Genomic DNA, 22,239 nt, shown 5'->3' on the forward strand with positions numbered 1-22,239 from the left:
GCATCGTCGTCGCCTTGCTGCGCACCGGCCAGACTTGGCAACCAAACTACCAAGCCTAAACACAGTTGCTCATCCGAGCCCTTCGGGCCCACCTTCTCCCGCGAGGGGAGAAGGAAAGCCCAGAGGCGAACCCTTCGGCTATTGAGCATCCTACTTGCGGACATCGTCCCGCCCGGCCTCGCTGGCGGATTGCGCGAACTGCGCCGCCACCATCAGGCCCTTCATCGGGCGCAGCAGGCCAAGCACGACCAGCACGGTCAGCGGCAGCCACAGCACCAGCAGCACCCAGATCGGCGGGTTGAAGGCGATCATGTGGAACATGGCTCCGAAGGCCATCAGGAAGCCGGCGATGAGGATGATGAAGACGGCGGGTCCGTCCCCGCTGTCGGCCTTCGTGAAAGTGGCGCCGCACGCATCACACGCCGGCGCCACCTTCAGGAAACCATCGAACAGGAACCCTTCGCCGCAGCGGGGGCAGCGACCGGCCGCCCCCGCGAGGTAAGGATTGGTCATGCTCACGCCTCCAGGCGAAGTGCGAAGCGGTTCGCCGCCCGGGAGGCGTGACCACGTAAAAGTGGTCGCGCGTGCAGACGCAAAACCGGTGTCCACTTTTGCTGCACGCGCGCGGCCTACATCGTCCCGAAGATGACGTAGATGAAGGCGAACAGGAACAGCCAGACCACGTCGACGAAGTGCCAGTACCAGGCCGCCGCCTCGAAGCCGAAGTGCTGCTTGGGGCTGAAGCCGCCGCCCATCAGGCGCAAGAGGCAGATGGCCAGGAAGATGGTGCCGACCAGCACGTGGAAGCCGTGGAAGCCGGTGGCCATGAAGAAGCTGGAGCCATAGAGGCCGGCGTTGGCCGCCTCCTCCGAGTAGAACAGCTTCTCATGCAGGATGTGCTGGTACTCGTAGGCCTGGATCGAGGTGAACAGGATGCCGAGCAGGACGGTCAGCAGGAGGCCGATCTTGGCGCTCTTGCGGTCGCCCTGTTGCAGGGCGTGGTGGGCCCAGGTGACGGTGGTGCCCGACAGCAGCAGGGTCAGGGTGTTGACCAGCGGCAGGTGGAAGGCCGGCACCAGTTCGATGCCCTTCGGCGGCCACTGCTTCCAGGCCTCGGCGACGCCCTCGAAGTTGCCGACGGCGGGGGTCAGGGTGCGATGTTCCCAGAACAGCGCCTGCTCGAAGAAGATCCAGAACCAAGCCACGAAGAACATCACTTCCGAGGCGATGAACAGGATCATGCCGTAGCGCAGGCCGATGGCGACGACCGGGGTGTGATCCCCCTGGTTGGCTTCCTTGGTGACGTCCATCCACCAGCCGAGCATGGTGTGCAGCACCATGGCGAAGCCGAGGGCGGCGACCAGCCAGTTGCCCTTCTCCAGGCCGAACAGGCCCTTCATGCCGATGACGGCGCCGATCATCATGACCGTGGCGGCGAACGAGCCGTACAGGGGCCAGATGCTGGGGTTAACCAGGTGGTAGTCGTGCTTGACGGCGCCGTGAGCCATGCCTGTAAGCCCTGCCCTTCTCAATTCATCAGACTCGGCGCCGCACCGCGACGCCGTTGGGTTTCGCTATAGCCCCGCCTTGGTCGCCCCGCCAAGAGGCGAAGCGGCCTTAGCGTTGGCCTGTTGGGTTTCCACCGGGAAGAAGGTGTAGCTGAGGGTGACCTCGGTCTTGCCCTTCGTCTCGAAGTCGGTGGCGAACTGGGGATCGACGAAATAGACCACCGGGAATTCGACGCTCTGGCCGGGCTGGATGGTCTGGTCGTTGAAGCAGAAGCATTCCAGCTTCTGGAAATAGGCGCCGGCCGCCTCGGGCACGACATTGTAGCTGGCGCGGCCGGTGATGGCCTGCTTGCCGTGGTTGGTGACCTTGTAGAAGGCCAGGCCCGTGGCCCCGATCTTGACCTCCTGCGTCACCTGGCTGGGCTTAAAGTCCCAGGGCAGGTCGCGGACGTTGGCGTCGAAGCGGATGGTGAGGCTGCGGTCGAGCACCTTGCTTGGCGCGGCCTCGGCCTTGCGGATGGTGCCGTCGAAGCCGGTCAGCTGGCAGAAGGCGCGGTACAGCGGCACGGCGGCATAGGCCGCGCCGACCATGCCGAACAGGCCGATGGCGCAGAAGATGGCGATCCGCGCGTTGCGGCGGGCGAGGTCCTTAGAGGGGACGGTTGGCAATGGCCCCTCCCATCTTCAGGACGGTGACGACGTAGACCAGGATGATGAAGCCGACGAGGCCCAGCGCGATGGCGATATTGCGCTTGCGCTGGGCGGCCTTGGCCGCCTCGCGCTCGGCGGGGGTCAGCGGCTTCTGCGGCGCGGGGAACTGCTGCTGGTCGGTCACAGGCTGAGTCCCAACAGGCGCTCAGCCGCCAGGGTGGCGAACATCGCGAACAGGTAGAGGATCGAGAAGGCGAACAGGTTGCGGGCGTCGGTCGCCCCGGCCTTGACGTCGTAGAGCTCAGGCGTGTTGCGCGGGTCGGCGCCCTCGCCGGCGTGGCTGCGGTAGAGACGCCAGGCCAGCAGCAGGAAGACCAGGCCGCCAAGGCCGGCCACGGCCACATAGGCGATGCCGCCGAGGCCAGTGAAGAACGGCGCGACGCAGACCGGAATCAGCACCAGCGAGTAGAGCAGCACCTGCAGGCGGGTGGATTTGGCGCCCTTGACCACCGGCATCATCGGCACGCCGGCCTTGGCGTAGTCCTGGCTGGTGTAGAGCGACAGGGCCCAGAAGTGGGGCGGGGTCCACAGGAAGATGATCAGCACCAGCAGCCAGGCGTTGGCCGGCGCCTCGCCGGCGGCGGCGGCCCAGCCGATGGCCGGCGGCAGCGCGCCCGCGAGACCGCCGATGACGATGTTCTGGGCCGTCCAGCGCTTCAGCCACATGGTGTAGACCACGGCGTAGAAGAAGATGGTGAAGGCCAGCAGGCCGGCGGCCAGCCAGTTGGCGGTCATGCCCAGCAGCATGACCGACAGCAGGGTGAGGACGACGCCGAGGCCCAGCGCGTCGGCGCCCTGGACTTTGCCCGCCGGCACGGGCCGGCCCTGGGTGCGGCGCATGACGCTGTCGATGTCGGCGTCGTACCACATGTTGAAAGCGGCCGAGGCGCCCGCGCCGACGGCGATGCAGAAGATGTCGACGGCGGCCAGCACCGGGTTCATCGGTACGCCCGAACAGATCAGGCCGACGAAGGCGGTGAACACCACCAGGCTCATCACCCGGGGCTTCATCAGCTGGACATAGTCGCCCCACTGGCCAGGCGCGCGGGCGCCCGGACTAGTGGGATGCGTGATGTCCTCGATGGCGGTCGGCTTGGGCATGTAATGGGACTCCGCCGCGCCCTCCCCCTGAAAAGACTTGGGGAGAGCGCGGCGGGTCTGGTCCTTAGTGGTGATCGGGTTCGATCACCGGGGGTTCGTTGAACTGGTGGAAGGGCGGCGGCGAGGACAGGGTCCACTCCAGCGTCGTGGCGCCTTCGCCCCACGGGTTGGCCTCGGCCTTGCGGCGGCGGACCATGGCCTCGATCAGCACCAGCAGGAAGACGCCGACGCCGACCAGGGTGATCACGTAGCCGATCGAGGAAACCTCGTTCCAGTAGGAGAAGCCGGTCGGGTAGTCGACGTAGCGGCGCGGCATGCCCTGCAGGCCCAGGAAGTGCTGCGGGAAGAACACGACGTTGACCCCGACGAACATGATCCAGAAGTGGGCGGCGCCGAGGAACTCGTTGTACTTCACCCCCCACATCTTCTCGAACCAGTAGTAGAAGCCGGCGAAGATGGCGAACACGGCCCCGAGGCTGAGCACGTAGTGGAAGTGGGCCACGACGTAGTAGGTGTCATGCAGGCTGTAGTCGATGCCGGCGTTGGCCAGCACGACGCCGGTGACGCCGCCGACGGTGAACAGGAAGATGAAGCCGATCGCCCACAGCATGGGCGTCTTGAAGCTGATCGAACCGCCCCACATGGTGGCGATCCAGCTGAAGATCTTCACCCCGGTCGGCACGGCGATGACCATCGTCGCGGCCACGAAGTAGGCCCGCAGGTTGATGCCCATGCCCACGGTGTACATGTGGTGGGCCCAGACGATGAAGCCGACGAAGCCGATGGCGACCATGGCGTAGGCCATGGCGAGGTAGCCGAAGACGGGCTTCTTCGAGAAGGTCGAGACGATGTGGCTGATCATGCCGAACCCGGGCAGGATCAGGATGTAGACTTCCGGGTGGCCGAAGAACCAGAACAGGTGCTGGAACATGACCGGGTCGCCGCCGTTGGCCGGGTCGAAGAAGTGGGTCCCGAAGTTGCGGTCGGTCAGCAGCATGGTGATGGCGCCGGCCAGAACCGGCAGGGCCAGCAGCAGCAGGAAGACGGTGATCAGGATCGACCACACGAACAGCGGCATGCGGTGCAGGGTCATGCCCGGCGCGCGCATGTTGAAGATGGTGGTGATGAAGTTGATGGCGCCCAGGATCGAGCTGGCGCCGGCCAGGTGGAGGGCGAAGATCGCCAGGTCCATGGCCGGGCCCGTATGACCTGACGTCGAGAGCGGCGGATAGATGGTCCAGCCGCCGCCAAAGCCCTTGCCGGGCCCGCCGTCGCTGAACATCGAGGTGACCAGCAGGATCCAGGCGGCGATCAGCAGCCAGAACGAGATGTTGTTCATCCGCGGGAAGGCCATGTCCGGCGCCCCGATCATGATCGGCACGAACCAGTTGCCAAAGCCCCCGATCATCGCCGGCATGACCATGAAAAAGATCATGATCAGGGCGTGGGCGGTGACCACGGCGTTGTAGCCGTGCTTGGACTGCTCAACGAGGCCCATCAGCTGGATGGACGAGCCTTCCTTGAAGATCTGGATGCCCGGCTCGGCCAGTTCCCAGCGGATCAGGCCGGAAAGCGCCCCGCCCACCAGGCCCGCCATGATGGCGAACAGGATGTAGAGGGTGCCGATGTCCTTGTGGTTGGTCGACAGGAACCAGCGGGTGAAGAAACCCGGCTTGTGGTCGGTGTCGTCGTGCGCGGCGGCGGCGTGTGCCATCGTATCGGTACCTGCGATCAGAGCTTGGCGGCCGGCGCGGCGACGGGCGCGGCGGGGGCCGGAGTAGAAGCGGGGGTGGCGGCGGCAGGCGCGGCGCCGGCGGCCGGGGCGGCGACGGCGGGAGCCGGCGGAGCCTTCTTGGAGGCGACCCAGGCGTCGAATTCGGGCTGGGTGACGACCTTGATCTCGATCGGCATGAAGGCGTGGTCGACGCCGCACAGCTCCGAGCACTGGCCGTAGAAGGTGCCGGTCTGCTCGGCCTTGAACCAGGTTTCGTTCAGGCGGCCGGGGACGGCGTCGGTCTTCAGGCCGAAGGCCGGCAGGGCGAAGGCGTGGATCACGTCGACCGCGGTGACCTGCACCCGGACCACCTTGTTGACCGGCACGACCAGCGGCTCGGAGGCCTTCAGCTTGTAGAGGCTGGCCGGCAGGCCGGCCTTCTTGACGTCTTCCTCGCTCATGATTGTCGAGGTGATCTCGCCGATCTCCTGGTCGGGGTACTCATAGCCCCAGTACCACTGGTAGCCGGTGGCCTTGACCGTGAGGTCGACCTTCGGGGTGTCGTGGTACTCGAAGAGAAGCCGGAACGAGAAGATGGCGATGACCATCAGGATCAGCACCGGGACCAGGGTCCAGACGATCTCGATGAAGGTGTTGTGGCTGAACTTGGCCGGGACCGGGTTGGCCTTGGCGTTGTAGCGGAACGCGCACCACAGGATCAGGCCCAGCACGAAGACGCTGATGACGATGATCAGCGGCAGCAGGATCCAGTCGTGGAAGAAGTGGGCGTGGTGCTTCAGCGGCGAGGCCGCCGGCTGCAGGCCCAGCGCCCCGTCGGTGGGCTGCCCCATGTTATCGGCCAGAGCGGGCGCCGCCATCAAAACGCTGGTCAGCCCGGCCCCGAGGGCCGTTGCGAGCCAGCGCATCCCCTTAACCTTCGCCTTCATAAGCCTCACGTCCGTTAAGGCCGCCCCCAGAGGCGGGCCGTCATCATCGTCGGTGGAAAAGCGCTTAGCCCGGCCCGCACCTCGCGCGCCAGCGGCAAGCACCCGCCCATCGCCATTATCGGGCCGGTGCATACGCGCTGGTCCCCCGTTCGGCAAGGGTGTGGAGGCCTCCTTTGCGGGGTCATCGGCACAGCATTTTCGCCCGGCGTTCAGGCACATTGCTAAGATGTAATGATAGGTACCTTGCAACACTCACTACCGGTCGATACAAGGCAGCTATCAACAAGGACGGGGAACGCCGTGCCAGACATTATCGAACCACAGCTGAAAAAGGGGGTCCTGGCCCTCTGTGTGCTGGCCCTGCTCTCACGAGCGGACGGCTACGCCTACGACATCGCCAGCCGCCTGGCCTCGGCCATCGATATGGGGGAAGGCACCATCTACCCCCTGATGCGACGGCTGCAGGGCGACGGACTGGTGGAGACCTACCTGGTGGAATCACCGGCCGGTCCGCCACGCAAATACTACCGCCTGACCGAAGCCGGCCGCGCCAGCTTCACACAGCAGAAGACCGATTGGACGGCCTTCTCGGCGGCGGTGAACAGCATCATTCTGGGAGAGGGGCAATGACCAGAGCCGAATTCATGGCCAGGCTGCGACGCGGCCTGAGTGCGCTCAGCCTGAACGCACAGACCGAGATCACCGCCGACTACGAGGCCCACTTCAGCGACGCCGCCGCGGCGGGCCGCAGTGAAGAGGAAGCCGCCGCCGCGCTTGGCGATCCGGACCGCCTGGCCCGCGAACTGCGCGCCGAATACGGCCTCAAGGCCTGGGAAGACAAGAAGAGCCCGCGCAACGCGACCGGGGCGATTCTCGCCCTGCTCGGCCTGGGCGCCATCGACATCCTGATCCTGGCGCCGATCCTGTTCAGCGTCATCAGCGTCTTCTTCTCGATCGCCATGGTCGTGGTCATGGGCTTCGTCATGGGCGGGGTCGTGATGATCGGCGGACCGATCGTCGGCTACGACGGCGGGGCCGGCATCGCCGTCCTGGCCGGCCTGGGCCTGGTCGGCGCGGCCACCTGCATCGGCGCCCTGACCATCATGGCCGGCGTCGGCCTCGTGAACTTCCTGGTCTGGTACGCCAGGCTGCACTTCCGGCTCCTGAAGCCGGCCATCGATCAGGCTTAGGGGAGAGACAGCCATGATCCGCACACTCGCCATCATCGCCGGGGCAGGCTTCCTGACCTTCATCGTCTGCCTGACCTCGGTCATCGCCCTGGGCGGCCCGGAAATCGTCCGCGACGGGTTCGTCATCCCCGCTGTGCTCGAGCACATCGAGCAGGGCGACGACTACGTCAGTCCGGACACCCCCAGGGTCGAGAAGACCTTCGAATGGACCGGGACCGACGAACTGACCGTCGACCTGGCCGCCGACGTGACCCTGGTGGAGGGCGACAAGCCCGGCATCGTAGTCACCGGCCTGCAGCGCGACATCGACCAGGTGCGCGTCGAGGGCGGCCGCATCTTCTGGGAGGACCACGGGCGGCGCGAGCGGCACATCGTCTGGCACGACGACCGCAGCCTGAAGATCGTCGTCACCGCGCCGAAGGTCAGCAAGGTGAACATCAACGGCTCCGCCGACGTGACCCTCAAGGACTACAGCCAGCCGGCCCTGGCCATCTCGATCGACGGCAGCGGCGACGTCGATGGCCGCGGCGCCACCGAGAAGCTCACCGTCAATGTCGCCGGCTCGGGCGATGTGGACCTGCGCTATCTGCCGGCCAAGACGGCGGCGCTGACCATCGCCGGCAGCGGCGACATCAACGCCGACGCCAGCGACGAGGCCATCATCAAGGTGTCGGGCTCCGGCGACGTCACCCTGATGCGCAGCCCGACCCGGCTGGAGCAGGACGTGGCCGGCAGCGGCGATGTCTATGTCGCCGGCCGCAACATCACCATCGACGAGGACGACGAGGACGGGAACTAGCGCCCGTCATCCTCGGGCTTGTCCCGAGGACCCATCCGTCCGCCGCACATGCGGTTGACCATAGAAGAGCGAACGGCCGGGTTAACTCCCCGGCCGTTCGTGCGTTCGCCGCCATGGGTCCTCGGAACAAGTCCGAGGATGACGGTGTGGGGTGATGACGATGGATAGGTGGGTGACGGCGGCGCTCGCGATCCCTACGTTTAGGGGATGAGCCTCCCCGCCCTCGCCCCCTCCCTGCTCGACGCCGCCGGTGTCGAGACCGACCGCGCCCGTTCCATCCTCTCCGACGCCCTCAAGGGGGCCGACGATGGCGAGCTGTTCCTCGAACACAGCGAGAGCGAGGCCTTCGTCTTCGACGACGGCCGGCTGAAGACCGCCTCCTACGATTCGGGCGAAGGCTTCGGCCTGCGCGTCGTGGCCGGCGAGACGGCCGGCTACGCCCACGCCAGCGAGATCAGCGAGGCCGCCATTGGCCGGGCCGCCGATTCGGCCCGGCTGGCCAAGCGCGGCTACAGCGGCGTCGCCGCCGAAGGCCCGCGCAGCACCAACATCCGCCTGTATGGCGAGGACAACCCGGTCGCCTCCCCCGGCTTCTCGGAGAAGGTCGCCCTGCTCCAGGAGATCGACGCCTTCGCCCGGGCCCGCGATTCACGCATCGTCCAGGTCACCGCCTCGATGGCCGGCGAGCGCCGCATCGTCGAGATCCTGCGGGCCGATGGCCGGCTGGTGCGCGACGTGCGCCCCCTCAGCCGCGTCAACGTCCAGATCGTCGTCGAGAAGGACGGCCGCCGCGAGACCGGCACCTCGGGGGCCGGCGGCCGCGCCGGTTTCGAGACCTGGATCACCCCGGACAGCTGGCAGGGCCAGGTCGACGAGGCCCTGCGCCAGGCCCTGGTCAACCTGGAAGCCATCGACTGCCCGGCCGGCGAGATGGACGTGGTGCTGGGCCCGGGCTGGAACGGCGTGCTGCTGCACGAGGCCGTCGGCCACGGCCTGGAAGGCGACTTCAACCGCAAGGGCATCAGCGCCTTCTCAGGGAGAGTCGGCGAACGGGTCGCCGCGCCCGGCGTCACCGTGGTGGACGACGGCACCCTGCCCGGCCGCCGGGGCAGCCTGACCGTCGATGACGAGGGCACCCCGACCGAGCGCACCGTGCTGATCGAGGACGGCATCCTCACCGGCTACATGCATGACCGGCAGTCGGCCCGGCTGATGGACCTGACCCCGACCGGCAACGCCCGGCGCCAGTCTTACGCCCACATGCCGATGCCTCGGATGACCAACACCGTCATGCTGGGCGGCCATCACACGCTGGAGGAGATGATCGCCTCGACCAAGCGCGGCCTCTACTGCGCCTCGCTCGGCGGCGGCCAGGTGGACATCACCAACGGCAAGTTCGTCTTCCAGTGCACCGAGGCCTACCTCATCGAGGACGGCAAGATCACCCACCCGGTCAAGGGCGCCACCCTGATCGGCGACGGGCCGAGCTCGCTGACCCGGGTGACCATGATCGGCAACGACTTCTCGCTGGATCCGGGCATCGGCGTCTGCGGCAAGGCGGGTCAGGGCGTGCCGGTTGGGGTGGGGCAACCATCATTGAAGATTACCGGCCTGACTGTGGGCGGCACCGCCGTCTAACCTCTTTCCCCGAATTGGGGAGGGCAGACGCGCGGTTACGCGCGTCGGGTGGGGAAGTCGGTCACCGGCTCCAGATCTTTGAATGCGGGGAAACTTCCACTTCCCCACCCGGCGGGCTGCGCCCGCCTGCCCTCCCCAATTCGGGGAGGGAGGAACCGCGCTCGTCATCGACGTCCCGCAACATTTCACAAATTTAATCTACATTTCAGCCTTGTAACGTGCCCCTCCCACGCCGTGCAGGCAGGTTGCCGCCACCTGATGGGCCGGGGGGCTCTGAAGGGGGAGAATTGTATGAGCCCGTTTATCGCCCTGTTGGCGGCCGCGTCACCGGAAGTCATCGCCACGGCCGCGCCCGCGCCGGTGCTCGTCATCGCCCAGGAGGTCGCCCCGGCCGCTGCCCAGGCGGCGCCCGTCGCCAACCAGGGCGTGACGCAGTACCCCGCCAGCTTCTTCGCCGAGGCCCAGCCCAACTCGGCCATGGACATGATCGCCCGCATCCCAGGCTTCGCCTTCGACGAGGGCGACAGCGTGCGCGGCTACGGCGGCGCGGCCGGCAATGTGCTGATCGACGGCCAGCGCAACGCCTCCAAGTCGGAAGGCCTGGAAGACGCCCTGCGCCGCATCCAGGCCAAGCAGGTCGAACGCATCGACATCATCCGCGGCGGCGCCCCCGGCATCGACATGCAGGGCAAGACGGTGATCGCCAACATCATCCTCAAGAAGAACGCCGGCGGCAGCTGGCTGTTCGCCGTCGCCAACGCCGTCCACCAGGACGGCCGCACCCAGCCGGCCATGCGCTTCGAGGGCAGCGCCCCGATCGGCCCGGGCACCTTCACCTGGTCCAACCTGTTCTACAGAGGCATCGACGACGGGGCGGGCGAGGGCGTCCAGCGCGGCGTCGATTCGGCCGGCGTGGTGACCCGCACCGCCTGGGACGAGACCGGCGGCGGCCACGGCTACGACCTCAAGGCCGGCTGGAAGAGCCCGCTGTTCGGCGGCCGGCTGGCGGTCAACAGCCGCTACCACCCCGACCTCTACGAGTGGTCGGTGAACGCCTTCGACAACCCCCGCACCGCCCGCCAGTTCGTGGTCAAGGACCGCAGCGACCGGACCGACGCCGAACTGGGTGGCAGCTGGGAGCGCGACTTCGGCAAGGCCAAGTTCGAGGTCACCGCCCTGCAGACCCTCAGCGAGACCGACTTCTCCTCGCGGTTCGATGACGGGACCGACACCGGCCTGTTCACCGAGAACGCCAAGCGCGGCGAGAGCATCGGCCGCGGCACCCTGCGCTACACCTTCTCGCCGGGGCTGACGGTCGAGGGCGGGGGCGAGGCGGCCTTCAACTACCTCGACGCCTCGACCGACTATGTCGAGAACGGCGCGCCCGTCGTGCTGCCGCAGGCCAATGTGCGGGTCGAGGAGGAGCGCGCCGAGGGCTTCCTGACCGCCAACTGGCGGCTGAACCCCAAGTTCGCCGTCGAGGGCGGCCTGAAGGTCGAGGCCTCGACCATCAGCCAGACAGGGGCGACCAACCTCTCCAAGGAGTTCACCTACTACAAGCCCCGGATGATCGCGACCTGGTCGCCGACGGCGGTGGACCAGGTGCGGGTGCGGATCGAGCGCGAGGTTGGCCAGCTGAACTTCCGCGACTTCGCCTCCTCGATCTCGCTGTCGACCGGCGGCACGGTGACGGCCGGCGGCGCCGACCTGGAGCCGAGCAAGGCGACGGTGTTCGAGGCCGCCTATGAGCGCAAGTTCTGGAAGGACGGCGCCATCACCCTGAGCTACACCCACGAGGAGATCACCGACGCCACCGACCGCATCCGGGTCACCGACGTCAGCCTCTGCCCGCTGGTCGCCGGCGTGCCGGACACCAGCGACCTTTCCTGCAACTTCGACGCCCCTGGCAACATCGGCGACGGCGTCAACGACGAGTTCGAGATCTCGCTGAACCTGCCGCTCTCCAAGCTGGGCATCCCCGGCGGCCTGATCCGCAGCAATCTGGAATGGAGCCAGTCGGAGGTCACCGATCCGACCACCGGCGACAAGCGCCGCATCAGCGGCCAGTCGCCGTTCGAGTGGGAGGTGCGCTTCTCGCAGGACCTGGCCAAGTACAAGACCGTCTGGGGCATCGACGTCTTCGGCAACTTCGAGGAGCGCTACTACCGCTTCGACCGCACCGACCAGCTGGAGCTGGAGACCTGGGTGACGCTGTACGCCGAGTACAAGCCGCGGCCCGACCTCTCGATCCGCTTCGAGGCTCATAACCTGCTGGGCCGCGACCTGACCTTCAGCCGCCAGCTGTACGACGCCCCGCGCGACACCGGCAGCGTCCGCTACAGCGAGGTCCGGCCGCTGGACTATCCGTCCTTCTTCTACGCCCGGATCCGCAAGACGTTCTGACCTCCGCCGCCGTCGCCAAGCCCCGCGACGGCGGCGATAGGGGAGCGGCGCCCTGTTCTTCGGGTTGGTCCCCAGGCGGTCAGTCCCCCGCCGGACCAACCCAGTCCCGCTGGACAGGGCGCCGCTCCCCCTCTTCTCCAGACAGAAAAAAGGCCCCGGATCGCTCCGGGGCCTTTCGTCTTTGTCGGTCGCTTGCGGCTTACGCCGGGTCGCGGTCCGGGCCGGACTGGCGGTCGCCGTCCAGGGCCATCTCGGGATGCTGGTGGGCGCTGGCGTCGTTGACGCCATGGGCCCAGTGCTTGATCACGAAGCTGATCAGCACGAAGAAGACGCCGACCCCGACGCCCGCCCAGCCCAGCTTGCCGAACACGTCCAGCGAGGTGGCCAGGGCCGCGCCCGGGTCGAGGACCTGGCCGCCGACCGTCTCGGTGCCGGCCAGGCCGGCGATCCAGCCGCCGACGAACTGAGCGATCGAGCTGGACAGGAACCAGACGGCCATCATGAAGCTGACCACCGAAGGCACCGACAGCTTGGTGATCTCCGACAGGCCGACCGGCGACAGGAAGAGCTCGCCGGTGGTGTGCAGCAGGTAGAGCAGGGCCAGCATGATCAGCGGCAGGCGGAAGGCGGAATCCGCCATGCCGCCGGCCCAGACGATGACCAGGAAGCCGAGGCCCACCTGCAGCAGGCCGAGGCCGAACTTCATCACCGGGTTCGGATCCTTGCCGTGACGGCCCAGCCACAGCCAGACGCCGGCCAGGATCGGCGCGAAGATCAGGATGAAGCCGGCGTTGAACGACTGAGTCTGGGCGGCGGTGATGCCCATGTCGATCCAGCGGACGTTGTCCGGCACGCCGGCGGCCATGACCTGTTCGCGGGTGCCGAAGAAGAAGCTGTTGCCCAGGAAGTCCCAGGTGAACGGCGCCGGGATCAGCGACAGGTCGACATTGCGGTCGGCGAACAGGTTGAGCGAGGTGCCGGCCTGTTCGAAGAGGGTGAAGAACACCACCGCCCCGAAGATCAGCACCACGGCCAGGGCCATGCGCTCGCGCTGGATTTTGTTACATTTGGCGAACATGTAATAGACGATGAAACCCAGCGACAGCAGGGTGCTGATGCCCAGCGCCCAGCCGACCAGCGCGTTGCGCTGGACCAGGAACCAGACGATCGCCACGCCGCCGATGCCGCCCAGGTAGATCAGGCCCTCGGTGTTGACCGGGCCGAACAGCGGCTTCTTGATCGCTTCGGGGTTCGGCGGCTCGCCCTTGCCTTCCAGCAGGGGCTTGCCGAGCACGAAGACGATGTAGCCGGCCAGCATGCCGACGCCGGCCAGGCCGAAGCCCGCCCACCAGCCGAAGGTCTGGCCGAGATAGCCGCAGAGCACCGAGGCCCAGAAGGCGCCCAGGTTGATGCCGTAATAGTAAAGGGTGAAGCCCGGATCGCGGCGCGGATCGCCCTGCGGGTACAGCTGGCCGACGATGGTCGAGATGTTGGGCTTCAGGAAGCCGACGCCCATGATGATCAGGCTGACGGCCAGGTAGAAGATGTTCTCATAGGTCTTGCTGCGCTCGGTGACCTTCACCTCGTACTCGCCCTTGGGCAGCACGGAGGGGAGCGGCGAGCCGGTCGGCAGGCCCTCGATGGCCAGGCCGGTATCGGCCGGCTTGAAGGCGTAGAGGCCGTCGCCGACCTTCAGCTTGACGTCACGCCCGTCGCCGCGGCCCTCGACGACCAGCTCGTAGCTGGAGCCGGCGTAGGTCAGCGACTGGGTGGCGGGCTTGCCCTCGACGGCCATGGTCAGGTGGCCGGCGACCAGCAGCAGGGCGCCGAAGGCGATGGCCTTGCGGGTGCCGATGAAGCGGTCGGCGAGGATGCCGCCGATCAGCGGCAGCAGATAGACCAGGCTGGTGTAGGAGCCGTAGAGGCCGCCGGCGGTCTTGTCGTCGAACAGGAAGTGCTGGGTCAGGTAGAAGATCAGGATGCCGCGCATCCCGTAGTAGGAAAACCGCTCCCACATCTCCGCGAAGAAGAGGATGGGCAGCCCCCGAGGGTGCTTGCGCATCTGAAGCGCGACCGGAATCCCGGTGGCCAGGGTGACGAGTATCCCCAGCACGATGACAATGTTCATACGACAGACCCTGTTTAAGCTCGCTGGCCGGGGCGGAAACGGATTCCACCCCAACCTCCCCGATTTGCCGGGAGAAAATCACGCGCCGGATCGTTTCACAAGCAACGGTTTACCCAACATCGTTCGCGGGATGGTCTTGGGGATGGCCTTGGCGGAGCCGGCTCCCCATCTGAGGCGTTAGCCAAGTCGCGCATCGAAGGAGCCTGCCTCATGACCGAGCCCTACCTGAAGTTCGCCGCCGCCACGGGACGCGTCCGCGCCCTGTTCGAGGGCCATGAGATCGCCGACAGCGCCAATGCCGTGGTCTTGAAGGAGGGCGATTATGCGCCGGTGGTGTATTTTCCGCGCGCCGACGTCGAGATGCTGGCGCTGCGCCGCACCGACCATTCGACCCACTGCCCGCACAAGGGCGACGCCAGCTATTTCACCATCTACCGCGACGCCAAGGTGATCGAGAACGCCGCCTGGTCCTACGAGGACCCGATCGAGTCCGCCTCGCTGATCCGTGACCACATCGCGTTTTATCCGCAGCATGTGGAGATCGAGATGGACAGCGCCGCCGCCCCCCTGAAGGTGCCGCCGCACGACCCGCCGTATGCGGACATCGACCCGCTGTCGTAGCGGCCGTGTTCCTTCTCCCGCTCGTCGGGAGAAGGTGGCCCCCGAAGGGGGTCGGATGAGGGCAGCGCCGGCCCCGGCTAGGCTGCCCGAACTCATGAAAAATGAAGTCAGCGCCGAACCGCGCCAGAACGCGCCCGACCTCCACGAGCCGGTGCTGCCCTCATCCGGCCGCTACGCGGCCACCTTCTCCCGACAAGCGGGAGAAGGGCGCGCCGTTGGCGCTTAGTAGGCGCAGTCGGTGAACACCCGGCCCACGTCGCCGGCCCATTCGCCGTGGAACTTCTCCAGCAGGCGGTCGGCGGGGGTCAGGCCGCTGTCGGCGATCACTTCCAGTTCGCCCAGGTAGGTGGTCTCGTCGATGAAGCTGCCGTCGTATTCGGCGCGGTTCTTCAGGCCGGCGCGGGCGATGGCCACCATGTCGACGGCGACGTCGCGGACCGAGCGGCCGGCGACCTGGGCCTTCAGCCCCAGCCGCGGCACGTCGCGGCGCAGGCCCTCGCGGTCCTCCGGCGTCCAGTCCTTGCAGAGGTCCCAGGCGGCGGCGAGCGCCGCCTCGTCGTAGAAGATGCCGGTCCACAGGGCCGGCAGGGCGCAGAGCCGGCTCCAGGGCCCGCCGTCGGCGCCGCGCATCTCCAGGTAGGACTTCAGCCGCACCTCGGGGAAGATGGTGGTGGTGTGGTCCGACCAGTCCTTCATCGTCGCCCGCTGGCCGGGCATGTCGTCCAGCTTGCCGTCGATGAATTTCTCGAACGACTGGCCGGCGAGGTCGATGTAGAGGCCCTTGCGCTTGGCGAAGTACATCGGGACCTTGAGCGCATAGCGGGCGTAGGTCTCGAAGCCGAAGCCGTCCTCGAAGACGAAGTTCAGGAGGCCCGTGCGGTCGGGATCGGTGTCGGTCCAGACGTTGGCCCGCGCCGACAGGAAGCCGTTCGGCTTGCCCTCGGTGAACGGGCTGTTGGCGAACAGGGCGGTGGCGATCGGCTGCAGGGCCAGCGAGGTGCGGAACTTGGCGACCATGTCGGCTTCGCTGGAGAAGTCGAGGTTGGCCTGCACCGTGCAGGTGCGCAGCATCATGTCGAGACCCAGGCCCCCGACCAGCGGCATGTAGCGCCGCATGATCACATAGCGCCCCTTGGGCATGATCTGCGCCTGGTCGCGGCGGATGGTCGGGTGGAAGCCCAGCCCCAGGAACCCCAGGCCCAGCTCGTCGGCGACGGCCTTCACCTCTTCCAGGTGCTGGCCGGTCTCCGAACAGATGTCGTGCATGGTCTTCAGCGGCGCGCCGCTGAGCTCGAACTGGCCGCCGGGCTCCAGGCTGACGTTGGCCCCATTGCGCTCCAGGCCAATGATGGTCTGGCCGCCGTCGGCGCGGTCTTCCGTGACCGGCGTCCAGCCAAAGCGCATCAGCCCCTTGAGCAGGGCCTCGATGCCGTTGTCCCCGTAGTAGGGCACGGTCGAATGGTCGGAGAGGTTGAAGCCGAACTTCTCGTGCTCGGCGCCCACGCGCCAGGCGCTCTTGGGCTTGGACCCTTGCGCGAAATAGCCCGTCAGGTCTTCGAGCGTCAGCGGACGGTCGTCCGTCATCGCATCTGCCATGTCTGCCTCCCCAGGTTCTTTTAGTCCGATGGCGAGGGAGGCCCTTCCCCAACCGGCGGCGATCTTTACGCTGTTCAGCAGGTGGGAGACAATCTCGGTTTGTGCAAGGTGATGTGACACGGCCATGAGACTGGCATTGAAATCCCTGGTGGCTCTTGCGCTGGTGCTGCCGGCGTCTGTCGCGCAAGCGCCGCCGGCCTTGGCCACGACCTGCAGCAAGGCCACCCCGGACATGATCCGGCGCTGGCGCCGGGAACTCTGGCAGGAGCATCCGCTGGTCCTTATCGGAAAGGTCCTGGAGGAGGGGTGGGCGACGGAACGAATTTCCGACCCTGCTGATCCGGACTCCAGCCTCGGCAAGGTCATCAAGGTCCAGGTCACCATCGATCGGCTGGAAAAGGGCCGGGCGCCGCGGAGTCGCCTGATCACCTTTCGCCGGGAGATCGACCCCTTTCCCGAATTCAGCTGCTCCAGACCTCTCTCGCTGAATCCCGGCCAGCGTCGGCGTTTCTATCTGGCCCCTGACCCGCAAAATCCCGGCCAGTACATCGGGGAGGTCGCCGACCCCAATGAGCCGGCCCGATGAGCGTGCGCCGAAAGCTGGCCCTGCTGCTGGCCGTGCCGGTCATCGCCCTGGCCGTCCCGAGCATCGCGGCCGCCTGCAGCTGCATCATCACCTGGCCGCATCAGACTCATAAGAAATACGAAGACTACCTGCGGGCCGTCAGCGATCTGGTCGTGGTCGGCCGCGTCGTGACGGAATCGCCGGACAAGCAGGCCTTCGACACCGGCCGGGTGGTGATCCACAAGGTGCTCAAGGGGTCATCAAAGCGGGTCTGGAAAACTCAGGGTGCGCCTGTCGCCGGCTGGCCGATCGACGATGAGCAGGAGTGCGACTGCGCCGTCCACCTCTTTCCGAGTTACGAGACCGAGGTCATCTATCTGATGCGGTCAAAGCAGTTTCCCGGCTATTTCGAGGTGCTGGGGACGTCGAAGGCTCCGTCAGCCGCGCCAGTCCCCCAACGCTGACTGCCACAGGGTCATGGCGCTGATCGCGGCGGTATCGGCCCGCAGGATGCGCGGCCCGAGCGAGACCACCGACGCGCAGTCCATCGCCCGCAGCCGCTCGGCCTCCTCCGGATCAAAGCCCCCCTCCGGCCCGATCAGGATCGCCCACGGCCCACCCTCCGCGCCGTTGAGCGCCGCCAGCACCGGCGCCCCGCCGGTCTCGTCGCAGAACATCAGCCGCCGGCCAGGGTCCCAGCCGTCGAGCAGTTTCGACAGTTTCACCGGCGGCAATATCTCCGGCACGTCCAGCCGCCCGGTCTGCTCGGCCGCCTCGGTCGCGATCGCCTGCAACCTGTCGACATTGGCCTTGTCGGCGTTGGTCCGCCGGGTCAGCACCAGCTGCACCCGGGCCGCGCCCAGTTCGGCAGCCTTCTCGATGATGGTCTCCAGCCGGCCGCGTTTGACCAGGGCCATGACCAGCGTCAGGTCCGGCCCCGTCTCCTGCGCTCGCACTCGCGAGCCCACCGTCAGCCGGCAGCGGCGCTTGTCGGCGTCGACCACGGTGGCCCGCCACTCGCCGTCGCGGCCGTTGAACAGCAGGATCTCCGAGCCGATGGCCAGCCGCATCACCGCGATCAGGTAGCGGCTGGCTTCCATGCCGGGGGCGACGGGCGCGCCAGCCTTCAGGTCGTCGGATACAAAGAGACGGATCATGCCCGCCTTCTAGCGCGACAGACCCGCCCGTGTTTAGCGTGTCGCATGGGAAAAAAATCCGACGCCTATGACGACGAGCTGATCGCCCTGCAGACCGCCATCGTCGCCTGGCGACAGTGGTCGATGGCCCAGGGCGAGAAGGTGCTGGTCATCTTCGAGGGCCGCGACGCCGCCGGCAAGGACGGCACGATCCGCCGGATCGTCGAATACCTGCCGCCGCGCACCACCCCGGTGGTGGCCCTGCCCAAACCGTCCGACCGCGAACAGACGCAGTGGTATTTCCAGCGCTTCGTGCCGCACCTGCCGGCGGCCGGCGACTGCGTGATCTTCAACCGCTCCTGGTACAATCGCGGCGGCGTCGAGCCGGTGATGGACTTCTGCACACCTGCGCAGCACGAGGCCTTCCTGGTCGCCGCGCCCGACTTCGAGCGGCTGCTAACCGGCGAGGGCGTCCGCCTCGTCAAACTGTGGCTCGACATCGGCAAGGAGGAGCAGGCCCAGCGGCTGAAGGAACGCCACGAGGACCCCTTGAAGGCGCTCAAGACCAGCCCCCTCGACGCCGAGGCCCAGAAGCGCTGGGACGACTATTCGGGAGCCCGCGACCTGATGCTGATCCGCACCGACCATGCGGCCGCGCCCTGGACCTGCGTGCGGGCCGACAGCAAGAAGCCGGCCCGGCTGGCGGTGATGCGCCACCTGCTGCACACCCTGGCCCCGGCCAAGCTGCGCAAGGGCGTCGCCAAGCCCGACCCGGCCGTGCTGTTCCCATTCGAGGCGGCGGCGCTGAGCGACGGGCGGCTGGCGAGATAACCTTTGGGGACATGTTGGATTTCCAAAGGAAATCCTACGTGTCCCCTCTTTCAGCGCCGCAAACGGGGACCCGTACGGCTTCCTTCGAAAGCCGAACATGTCCCCAGGTCAGTGCGCGGCGTACCCAAAATCGTGCCGCAGGTGCCCCCGCAGCAGGGCTGACAGATAGGCCCGGTCCTCGTCGGTCCAGGCCACCGCCCGCTTCGCCTCGCTCGGCACGATGGCCTCGCCATAGGCCGGGTCCAGCTTCGCGGCGATCGCCGCCTTGCTCGACACCGCCACGGCGGCGGCCACATCCGCCTCGTCAAGCTGCACCCCCCAGTGGGCCCACAGCCGCCGCACGCCCTCGCCCGGATCGGCCCTCAGGTCCTCGTGGCGCAGCACCAGCACCCGGTCGGGCAAGGCCTCCGCCAGCGCGCCCCAGCGATTGAAGAACCGCACGAACCACCAGACGTCGTCGATCTTCTTGCGCCCCGGGGCCGGCCGCCGCAGGAACTGCGAGAAGCTCCCCAGGTCGTAGGTCTGCGCCCACTTCACATAGTAGCTGGCCAGAGCCTCGCGCGGGTCACGGACCAGCACCACGGTCGGCGGCAGGTCCAGCATGCCCGTCTCCGCCGCCACGGTGATCAGCCGCGAGGGGATGTTGTGCGAGCTGCCGATGCGCGGCGCTGATGCATGCACCCGCTCATGCTTGGGGTGGCCGATGAAGGCGTCGCTGCCCGGGCCGCTGGAGGTCGCCGGCGACGGCAGGCGCAGGTGATGGGCGATGGCGTGGCTGGCCATGAACCGCAGCCAGTGGGTGCCGCTGTTCTTGGCCGTGGCCAGGAAACCGTCGACGAAACCGGCATAGCGGACCAGGTGGAAGGCCTGGAGGTCGTTTTCCAGGTCGCGCCCCGCCAGACGGGCGGTGTCCGTTGCCAAACTCATCAGGGGTCTCCAACTAGGCCGGTACGCTCAAGCGAGAGAAGGCCATGGATTACGTCCGCCTCGGCGCCACCGGACTGAAGGTCTCACGGCTGTGTCTCGGTTGTATGACGTACGGTTCGCCCGACTGGCGTCCCTGGGTCCTCGACGAGGCCGCCGCCGAGCCCTTCTTCAGGGCCGCCGCCGAGGGCGGGATCAATTTCTACGACACCGCCGACATGTACTCGAACGGCGAGAGCGAGCGCGTCACCGGCAAGTGGCTGAAGGCCTTCACCCGCCGCCAGGACACGGTGATCGCCACCAAGGTCTTCTTCCCGCACGGCGCCGGCCCCAACGCCGGCGGCCTGTCGCGCAAGCACATCATGGACGCGGTGGACCGCTCCCTGAAGAACCTCGGGACCGACTACATCGACCTCTACCAGATCCACCGCTTCGACCCGGACACCCCCATCGAGGAGACGCTGGAGGCGCTGCATGACATCGTGAAGGCCGGCAAGGCCCGCTACATCGGGGCCAGCTCAATGTTCGCCTGGCAGTTCGCCAAGATGCTGGCCACGTCGGAGAAAAACGGCTGGACGAAGTTCGTCTCCATGCAGCCGCAGTACAATCTGGTCTACCGCGAGGAGGAGCGGGAGATGCTGCCGCTCTGCAAGGCCGAGGGTATCGGTGTCATCCCCTGGTCGCCGCTGGCGCGCGGCTTCCTGGCCGGCGGCCGGGCCAAGCCGGGCGAGGGCAATACAGAACGCTCGCGCACCGACGAGTTCAGCCCCCGCCTCTACTACCGCGACGCCGACCACGCCGTGGTCGACGCGGTCGAGGACATCGCCAGGGCGCGCGGCGTCTCCAACACCCAGGTCGCCCTGGCCTGGGTCCTGCGCAACAACGCCATCACCGCCCCCATCGTCGGGGCCAGCAAGCTGCATCACCTGAGCGAGGCGCTGGCGGCGCTCGACCTCGCGCTGACGGACGAGGAGGTGGCGGCATTGGAGAAGCCCTACCAGCCCAAGCCGGTGCTGGATCACAGCTGACACCATCCTCCCCCGTACGCTTCGCTACGGGTGAGGATGATGGCGCCCGTCACCCTCTCGGCCGCCCAGGCCCGGCGCATCGCCCTGGCCGCCCAGGGCTTCGCCGAGCCGCGGCCCGCCGAACCGTCGCGCCGCCACTTCCGCAAGGCCGTCGAGCGGCTCGGCGTGGTGCAGATCGACAGCGTCAACGTCGTCACCCGCACCCACTACCTGCCCAAGTTCTCACGCCTCGGGGCCTATGCCCGCGAGACCCTGGAGACCGAGGCCTGGGGCAAAAAGCCCAGCCTGTTCGAATACTGGGGCCACGAAGCCTCGCTGATGCCGGTCGCCACCCAGCCCCTGCTGCGCTGGCGCATGGCCCGGGCCGAGCACGGCGACGGCGCCTGGACCGGCCTCAACCGCTTCCGCCGCGAGCGGGGCGACTACATCGACAACATCCTGGCCGAGATCGAACGGCGAGGACCGGTCACCGGCGCCGACTTCGCCACCGGCCCGCGCGGCCAGCCCGGCTGGTGGTCCTGGTCGGAGGGCAAGCGGGCCCTGGAGTGGCTGTTCTGGGCCGGGCTGATCACCACCAGGACCCGGCGCGGCTTCGAACGCGTCTACGACCTGACCGAACGCACCCTGCCCCGCGCCGTCATCGACACCCCGACCCCGACCGAGGCGGACGCCCAGCGCGAACTGGTCCGCATCAGCGCGCGGGCCATGGGCGTCGCCACCGCCACCGACCTGCGCGACTACTTCCGGCTCGGCGTCGAGGACACCAGGGCGCGGATCGCCGAACTGGTCGAGGCCGGCGAGCTGACGCCGGTAACGGTCAAGGGCTGGGGCAAGCCCGCCTACCTGTGGCCCGGCGCGAAGATACCGCGCCGTATCCACGCCCGCGCCCTGCTCTCGCCGTTCGACAACCTGATCTGGTTCCGCGAGCGCACCGAGCGGATCTTCGGGGTGCGCATCCGCCTGGAGATCTACACCCCGGCCCACAAGCGCGAGCACGGCTACTACGTGCTGCCGTTCCTGGAGGGCGAGGCGATCACCGCGCGGGTCGATCTGAAGAGCGACCGCAAGGCCGGGGCGCTGCTGGTCCAGGCGGCCTGGCGCGAGCCGGACGCGGGGCCTGAGACGGCGGCGGCGCTGGCGGCGGAGCTGAAGCTGATGGCGGGGTGGCTGGGATTGGAACGGGTCGAGGTGGTCGGCAAGGGGGATTTGGCGCAGGCTCTCGCCGGTGCACTGTAACCTCCCTCCCCTTTATGGGGAGGGACAGACCGCGGAGCGGTCAGGGTGGGGAAGTCGGATGCCGCGCACCCGGAGTCAGTGATTATCGAACCCCAAGACCTGCCGCCGCCGGCGCCTGAACCTGAGTTCCCCACCCTGCGAGGCTCCGCCTCGCTGTCCCTCC

22 protein-coding genes are annotated in these 22,239 nt (G+C 67.5%); 11 read left to right on the forward strand and 11 right to left on the reverse strand.

What is annotated here, in order from left to right; all coding sequences use genetic code 11:
• Positions 1-150: 150 nt before the first annotated feature.
• The 7 genes from AC1RSK_RS07540 to coxB all read right to left on the reverse strand — a co-directional run bounded on the left by AC1RSK_RS07540 (position 151) and on the right by coxB (position 5,981).
• Positions 151-519 (reverse strand): DUF983 domain-containing protein, encoded by a 369-nt coding sequence (locus AC1RSK_RS07540; protein WP_492906877.1) that lies wholly within the window; start codon positions 517-519, stop codon positions 151-153.
• Between the two features lie 110 nt (positions 520-629).
• Positions 630-1,508 (reverse strand): cytochrome c oxidase subunit 3, encoded by an 879-nt coding sequence (locus AC1RSK_RS07545; protein WP_492906878.1) that lies wholly within the window; start codon positions 1,506-1,508, stop codon positions 630-632.
• A 66-nt stretch (positions 1,509-1,574) separates the two neighbouring features.
• Entirely contained in the window at positions 1,575-2,177 is a 603-nt protein-coding gene (locus tag AC1RSK_RS07550; protein WP_492906879.1) for a cytochrome c oxidase assembly protein, read from the reverse strand.
• On the reverse strand, positions 2,158-2,343 hold the full coding sequence (locus tag AC1RSK_RS07555) for a cytochrome c oxidase system small membrane protein (protein ID WP_492906880.1): 186 nt from the start codon (positions 2,341-2,343) through the stop codon (positions 2,158-2,160). Before AC1RSK_RS07555 ends, AC1RSK_RS07550 begins: the two co-directional genes overlap by 20 nt.
• Complete coding sequence (gene cyoE, locus AC1RSK_RS07560) at positions 2,340-3,320, reverse strand: heme o synthase (protein WP_492906881.1); 981 nt, start codon at positions 3,318-3,320, stop codon at positions 2,340-2,342. The genes AC1RSK_RS07555 and cyoE overlap by 4 nt, the downstream gene beginning before the upstream one ends.
• Before the next feature lie 64 nt (positions 3,321-3,384).
• Entirely contained in the window at positions 3,385-5,034 is a 1,650-nt protein-coding gene (ctaD, locus tag AC1RSK_RS07565; RefSeq protein ID WP_492906882.1) for a cytochrome c oxidase subunit I, read from the reverse strand.
• A gap of 17 nt (positions 5,035-5,051) precedes the next feature.
• Entirely contained in the window at positions 5,052-5,981 is a 930-nt protein-coding gene (coxB, locus tag AC1RSK_RS07570; protein WP_492906883.1) for a cytochrome c oxidase subunit II, read from the reverse strand.
• Between the two features lie 300 nt (positions 5,982-6,281).
• On the opposite strand from coxB, the gene AC1RSK_RS07575 reads away from it, so the two are divergent.
• From AC1RSK_RS07575 to AC1RSK_RS07595, 5 genes are all read left to right on the forward strand, one after another.
• The gene (locus AC1RSK_RS07575; RefSeq protein ID WP_492906884.1) at positions 6,282-6,611 is read left to right on the forward strand and encodes a PadR family transcriptional regulator; all 330 of its coding nucleotides are present in this window, start codon (positions 6,282-6,284) and stop codon (positions 6,609-6,611) included.
• Positions 6,608-7,171, forward strand: a complete 564-nt coding sequence (locus AC1RSK_RS07580; RefSeq protein WP_492906885.1) for a DUF1700 domain-containing protein — start codon at positions 6,608-6,610, stop codon at positions 7,169-7,171. Before AC1RSK_RS07575 ends, AC1RSK_RS07580 begins: the two co-directional genes overlap by 4 nt.
• Before the next feature lie 13 nt (positions 7,172-7,184).
• On the forward strand, positions 7,185-7,970 hold the full coding sequence (locus AC1RSK_RS07585; protein WP_492906886.1) for a GIN domain-containing protein: 786 nt from the start codon (positions 7,185-7,187) through the stop codon (positions 7,968-7,970).
• Positions 7,971-8,177: 207 nt separating this feature from the next.
• Positions 8,178-9,608, forward strand: a complete 1,431-nt coding sequence (gene tldD / locus AC1RSK_RS07590; RefSeq protein WP_492906887.1) for a metalloprotease TldD — start codon at positions 8,178-8,180, stop codon at positions 9,606-9,608.
• A 291-nt stretch (positions 9,609-9,899) separates the two neighbouring features.
• Positions 9,900-12,011, forward strand: coding sequence for a TonB-dependent receptor plug domain-containing protein (locus AC1RSK_RS07595; protein ID WP_492906888.1), 2,112 nt, complete (start codon positions 9,900-9,902; stop codon positions 12,009-12,011).
• Positions 12,012-12,210: 199 nt separating this feature from the next.
• Here the strand turns inward: AC1RSK_RS07595 and AC1RSK_RS07600 are convergent, their stop codons facing one another.
• The gene (locus tag AC1RSK_RS07600; protein ID WP_492906889.1) at positions 12,211-14,139 is read right to left on the reverse strand and encodes a peptide MFS transporter; all 1,929 of its coding nucleotides are present in this window, start codon (positions 14,137-14,139) and stop codon (positions 12,211-12,213) included.
• 210 nt (positions 14,140-14,349) lie between these two features.
• On the opposite strand from AC1RSK_RS07600, the gene AC1RSK_RS07605 reads away from it, so the two are divergent.
• A complete protein-coding gene (locus AC1RSK_RS07605; RefSeq protein WP_492906890.1) occupies positions 14,350-14,760 on the forward strand; it encodes a DUF427 domain-containing protein in 411 nt (136 codons plus the stop codon).
• A gap of 222 nt (positions 14,761-14,982) precedes the next feature.
• Here AC1RSK_RS07605 and AC1RSK_RS07610 read toward each other — a convergent pair whose 3' ends face one another.
• Positions 14,983-16,356 (reverse strand): glutamate--cysteine ligase, encoded by a 1,374-nt coding sequence (locus AC1RSK_RS07610; RefSeq protein ID WP_492906891.1) that lies wholly within the window; start codon positions 16,354-16,356, stop codon positions 14,983-14,985.
• Positions 16,357-16,480: 124 nt separating this feature from the next.
• Here AC1RSK_RS07610 and AC1RSK_RS07615 point away from each other — a divergent pair, with 124 nt between their 5' ends.
• Both AC1RSK_RS07615 and AC1RSK_RS07620 read left to right on the forward strand, forming a co-directional pair.
• Positions 16,481-16,942 (forward strand): hypothetical protein, encoded by a 462-nt coding sequence (locus AC1RSK_RS07615; RefSeq protein ID WP_492906892.1) that lies wholly within the window; start codon positions 16,481-16,483, stop codon positions 16,940-16,942.
• Positions 16,939-17,385, forward strand: coding sequence for a hypothetical protein (locus tag AC1RSK_RS07620; protein WP_492906893.1), 447 nt, complete (start codon positions 16,939-16,941; stop codon positions 17,383-17,385). The genes AC1RSK_RS07615 and AC1RSK_RS07620 overlap by 4 nt, the downstream gene beginning before the upstream one ends.
• Here the strand turns inward: AC1RSK_RS07620 and AC1RSK_RS07625 are convergent.
• A complete protein-coding gene (locus tag AC1RSK_RS07625) occupies positions 17,359-18,078 on the reverse strand; it encodes a 16S rRNA (uracil(1498)-N(3))-methyltransferase (protein WP_492906894.1) in 720 nt (239 codons plus the stop codon). The genes AC1RSK_RS07620 and AC1RSK_RS07625 overlap by 27 nt on opposite strands.
• 45 nt (positions 18,079-18,123) lie before the next feature.
• Between AC1RSK_RS07625 and ppk2 the strand changes: the two genes are divergently transcribed.
• Positions 18,124-18,888 (forward strand): polyphosphate kinase 2, encoded by a 765-nt coding sequence (ppk2, locus tag AC1RSK_RS07630; RefSeq protein ID WP_492906895.1) that lies wholly within the window; start codon positions 18,124-18,126, stop codon positions 18,886-18,888.
• A 108-nt stretch (positions 18,889-18,996) separates the two neighbouring features.
• Here ppk2 and AC1RSK_RS07635 read toward each other — a convergent pair whose 3' ends face one another.
• On the reverse strand, positions 18,997-19,815 hold the full coding sequence (locus AC1RSK_RS07635; RefSeq protein WP_492906896.1) for a sulfotransferase domain-containing protein: 819 nt from the start codon (positions 19,813-19,815) through the stop codon (positions 18,997-18,999).
• A 44-nt stretch (positions 19,816-19,859) separates the two neighbouring features.
• Between AC1RSK_RS07635 and AC1RSK_RS07640 the strand changes: the two genes are divergently transcribed.
• Positions 19,860-20,840, forward strand: coding sequence for an aldo/keto reductase (locus AC1RSK_RS07640; RefSeq protein WP_492906897.1), 981 nt, complete (start codon positions 19,860-19,862; stop codon positions 20,838-20,840).
• 39 nt (positions 20,841-20,879) lie between these two features.
• The gene (locus AC1RSK_RS07645) at positions 20,880-22,076 is read left to right on the forward strand and encodes a winged helix-turn-helix domain-containing protein (protein WP_492906898.1); all 1,197 of its coding nucleotides are present in this window, start codon (positions 20,880-20,882) and stop codon (positions 22,074-22,076) included.
• Positions 22,077-22,239 lie beyond the last annotated feature (163 nt).

Source organism: Caulobacter sp. GW821-FHT11A05 (assembly GCF_058809015.1).

Bases quoted from the DNA above. Each gene is read 5' to 3' on its own strand.
- AC1RSK_RS07615 (WP_492906892.1), top strand. From the start codon at position 16,481: ATGAGACTGGCATTGAAATCCCTGGTGGCTCTTGCGCTGGTGCTGCCG.
- AC1RSK_RS07605 (WP_492906890.1), top strand. From the start codon at position 14,350: ATGACCGAGCCCTACCTGAAGTTCGCCGCCGCCACGGGACGCGTCCGC.
- AC1RSK_RS07640 (WP_492906897.1), top strand. From the start codon at position 19,860: ATGGATTACGTCCGCCTCGGCGCCACCGGACTGAAGGTCTCACGGCTG.
- AC1RSK_RS07585 (WP_492906886.1), top strand. From the start codon at position 7,185: ATGATCCGCACACTCGCCATCATCGCCGGGGCAGGCTTCCTGACCTTC.
- AC1RSK_RS07610 (WP_492906891.1), bottom strand. From the start codon at position 16,356: ATGGCAGATGCGATGACGGACGACCGTCCGCTGACGCTCGAAGACCTG.
- AC1RSK_RS07595 (WP_492906888.1), top strand. From the start codon at position 9,900: ATGAGCCCGTTTATCGCCCTGTTGGCGGCCGCGTCACCGGAAGTCATC.
- AC1RSK_RS07625 (WP_492906894.1), bottom strand. From the start codon at position 18,078: ATGATCCGTCTCTTTGTATCCGACGACCTGAAGGCTGGCGCGCCCGTC.
- AC1RSK_RS07545 (WP_492906878.1), bottom strand. From the start codon at position 1,508: ATGGCTCACGGCGCCGTCAAGCACGACTACCACCTGGTTAACCCCAGC.
- ctaD (WP_492906882.1), bottom strand. From the start codon at position 5,034: ATGGCACACGCCGCCGCCGCGCACGACGACACCGACCACAAGCCGGGT.
- AC1RSK_RS07600 (WP_492906889.1), bottom strand. From the start codon at position 14,139: ATGAACATTGTCATCGTGCTGGGGATACTCGTCACCCTGGCCACCGGG.
- ppk2 (WP_492906895.1), top strand. From the start codon at position 18,124: ATGGGAAAAAAATCCGACGCCTATGACGACGAGCTGATCGCCCTGCAG.
- AC1RSK_RS07580 (WP_492906885.1), top strand. From the start codon at position 6,608: ATGACCAGAGCCGAATTCATGGCCAGGCTGCGACGCGGCCTGAGTGCG.
- AC1RSK_RS07620 (WP_492906893.1), top strand. From the start codon at position 16,939: ATGAGCGTGCGCCGAAAGCTGGCCCTGCTGCTGGCCGTGCCGGTCATC.
- cyoE (WP_492906881.1), bottom strand. From the start codon at position 3,320: ATGCCCAAGCCGACCGCCATCGAGGACATCACGCATCCCACTAGTCCG.
- AC1RSK_RS07635 (WP_492906896.1), bottom strand. From the start codon at position 19,815: ATGAGTTTGGCAACGGACACCGCCCGTCTGGCGGGGCGCGACCTGGAA.
- coxB (WP_492906883.1), bottom strand. From the start codon at position 5,981: ATGAAGGCGAAGGTTAAGGGGATGCGCTGGCTCGCAACGGCCCTCGGG.
- tldD (WP_492906887.1), top strand. From the start codon at position 8,178: ATGAGCCTCCCCGCCCTCGCCCCCTCCCTGCTCGACGCCGCCGGTGTC.
- AC1RSK_RS07645 (WP_492906898.1), top strand. From the start codon at position 20,880: ATGGCGCCCGTCACCCTCTCGGCCGCCCAGGCCCGGCGCATCGCCCTG.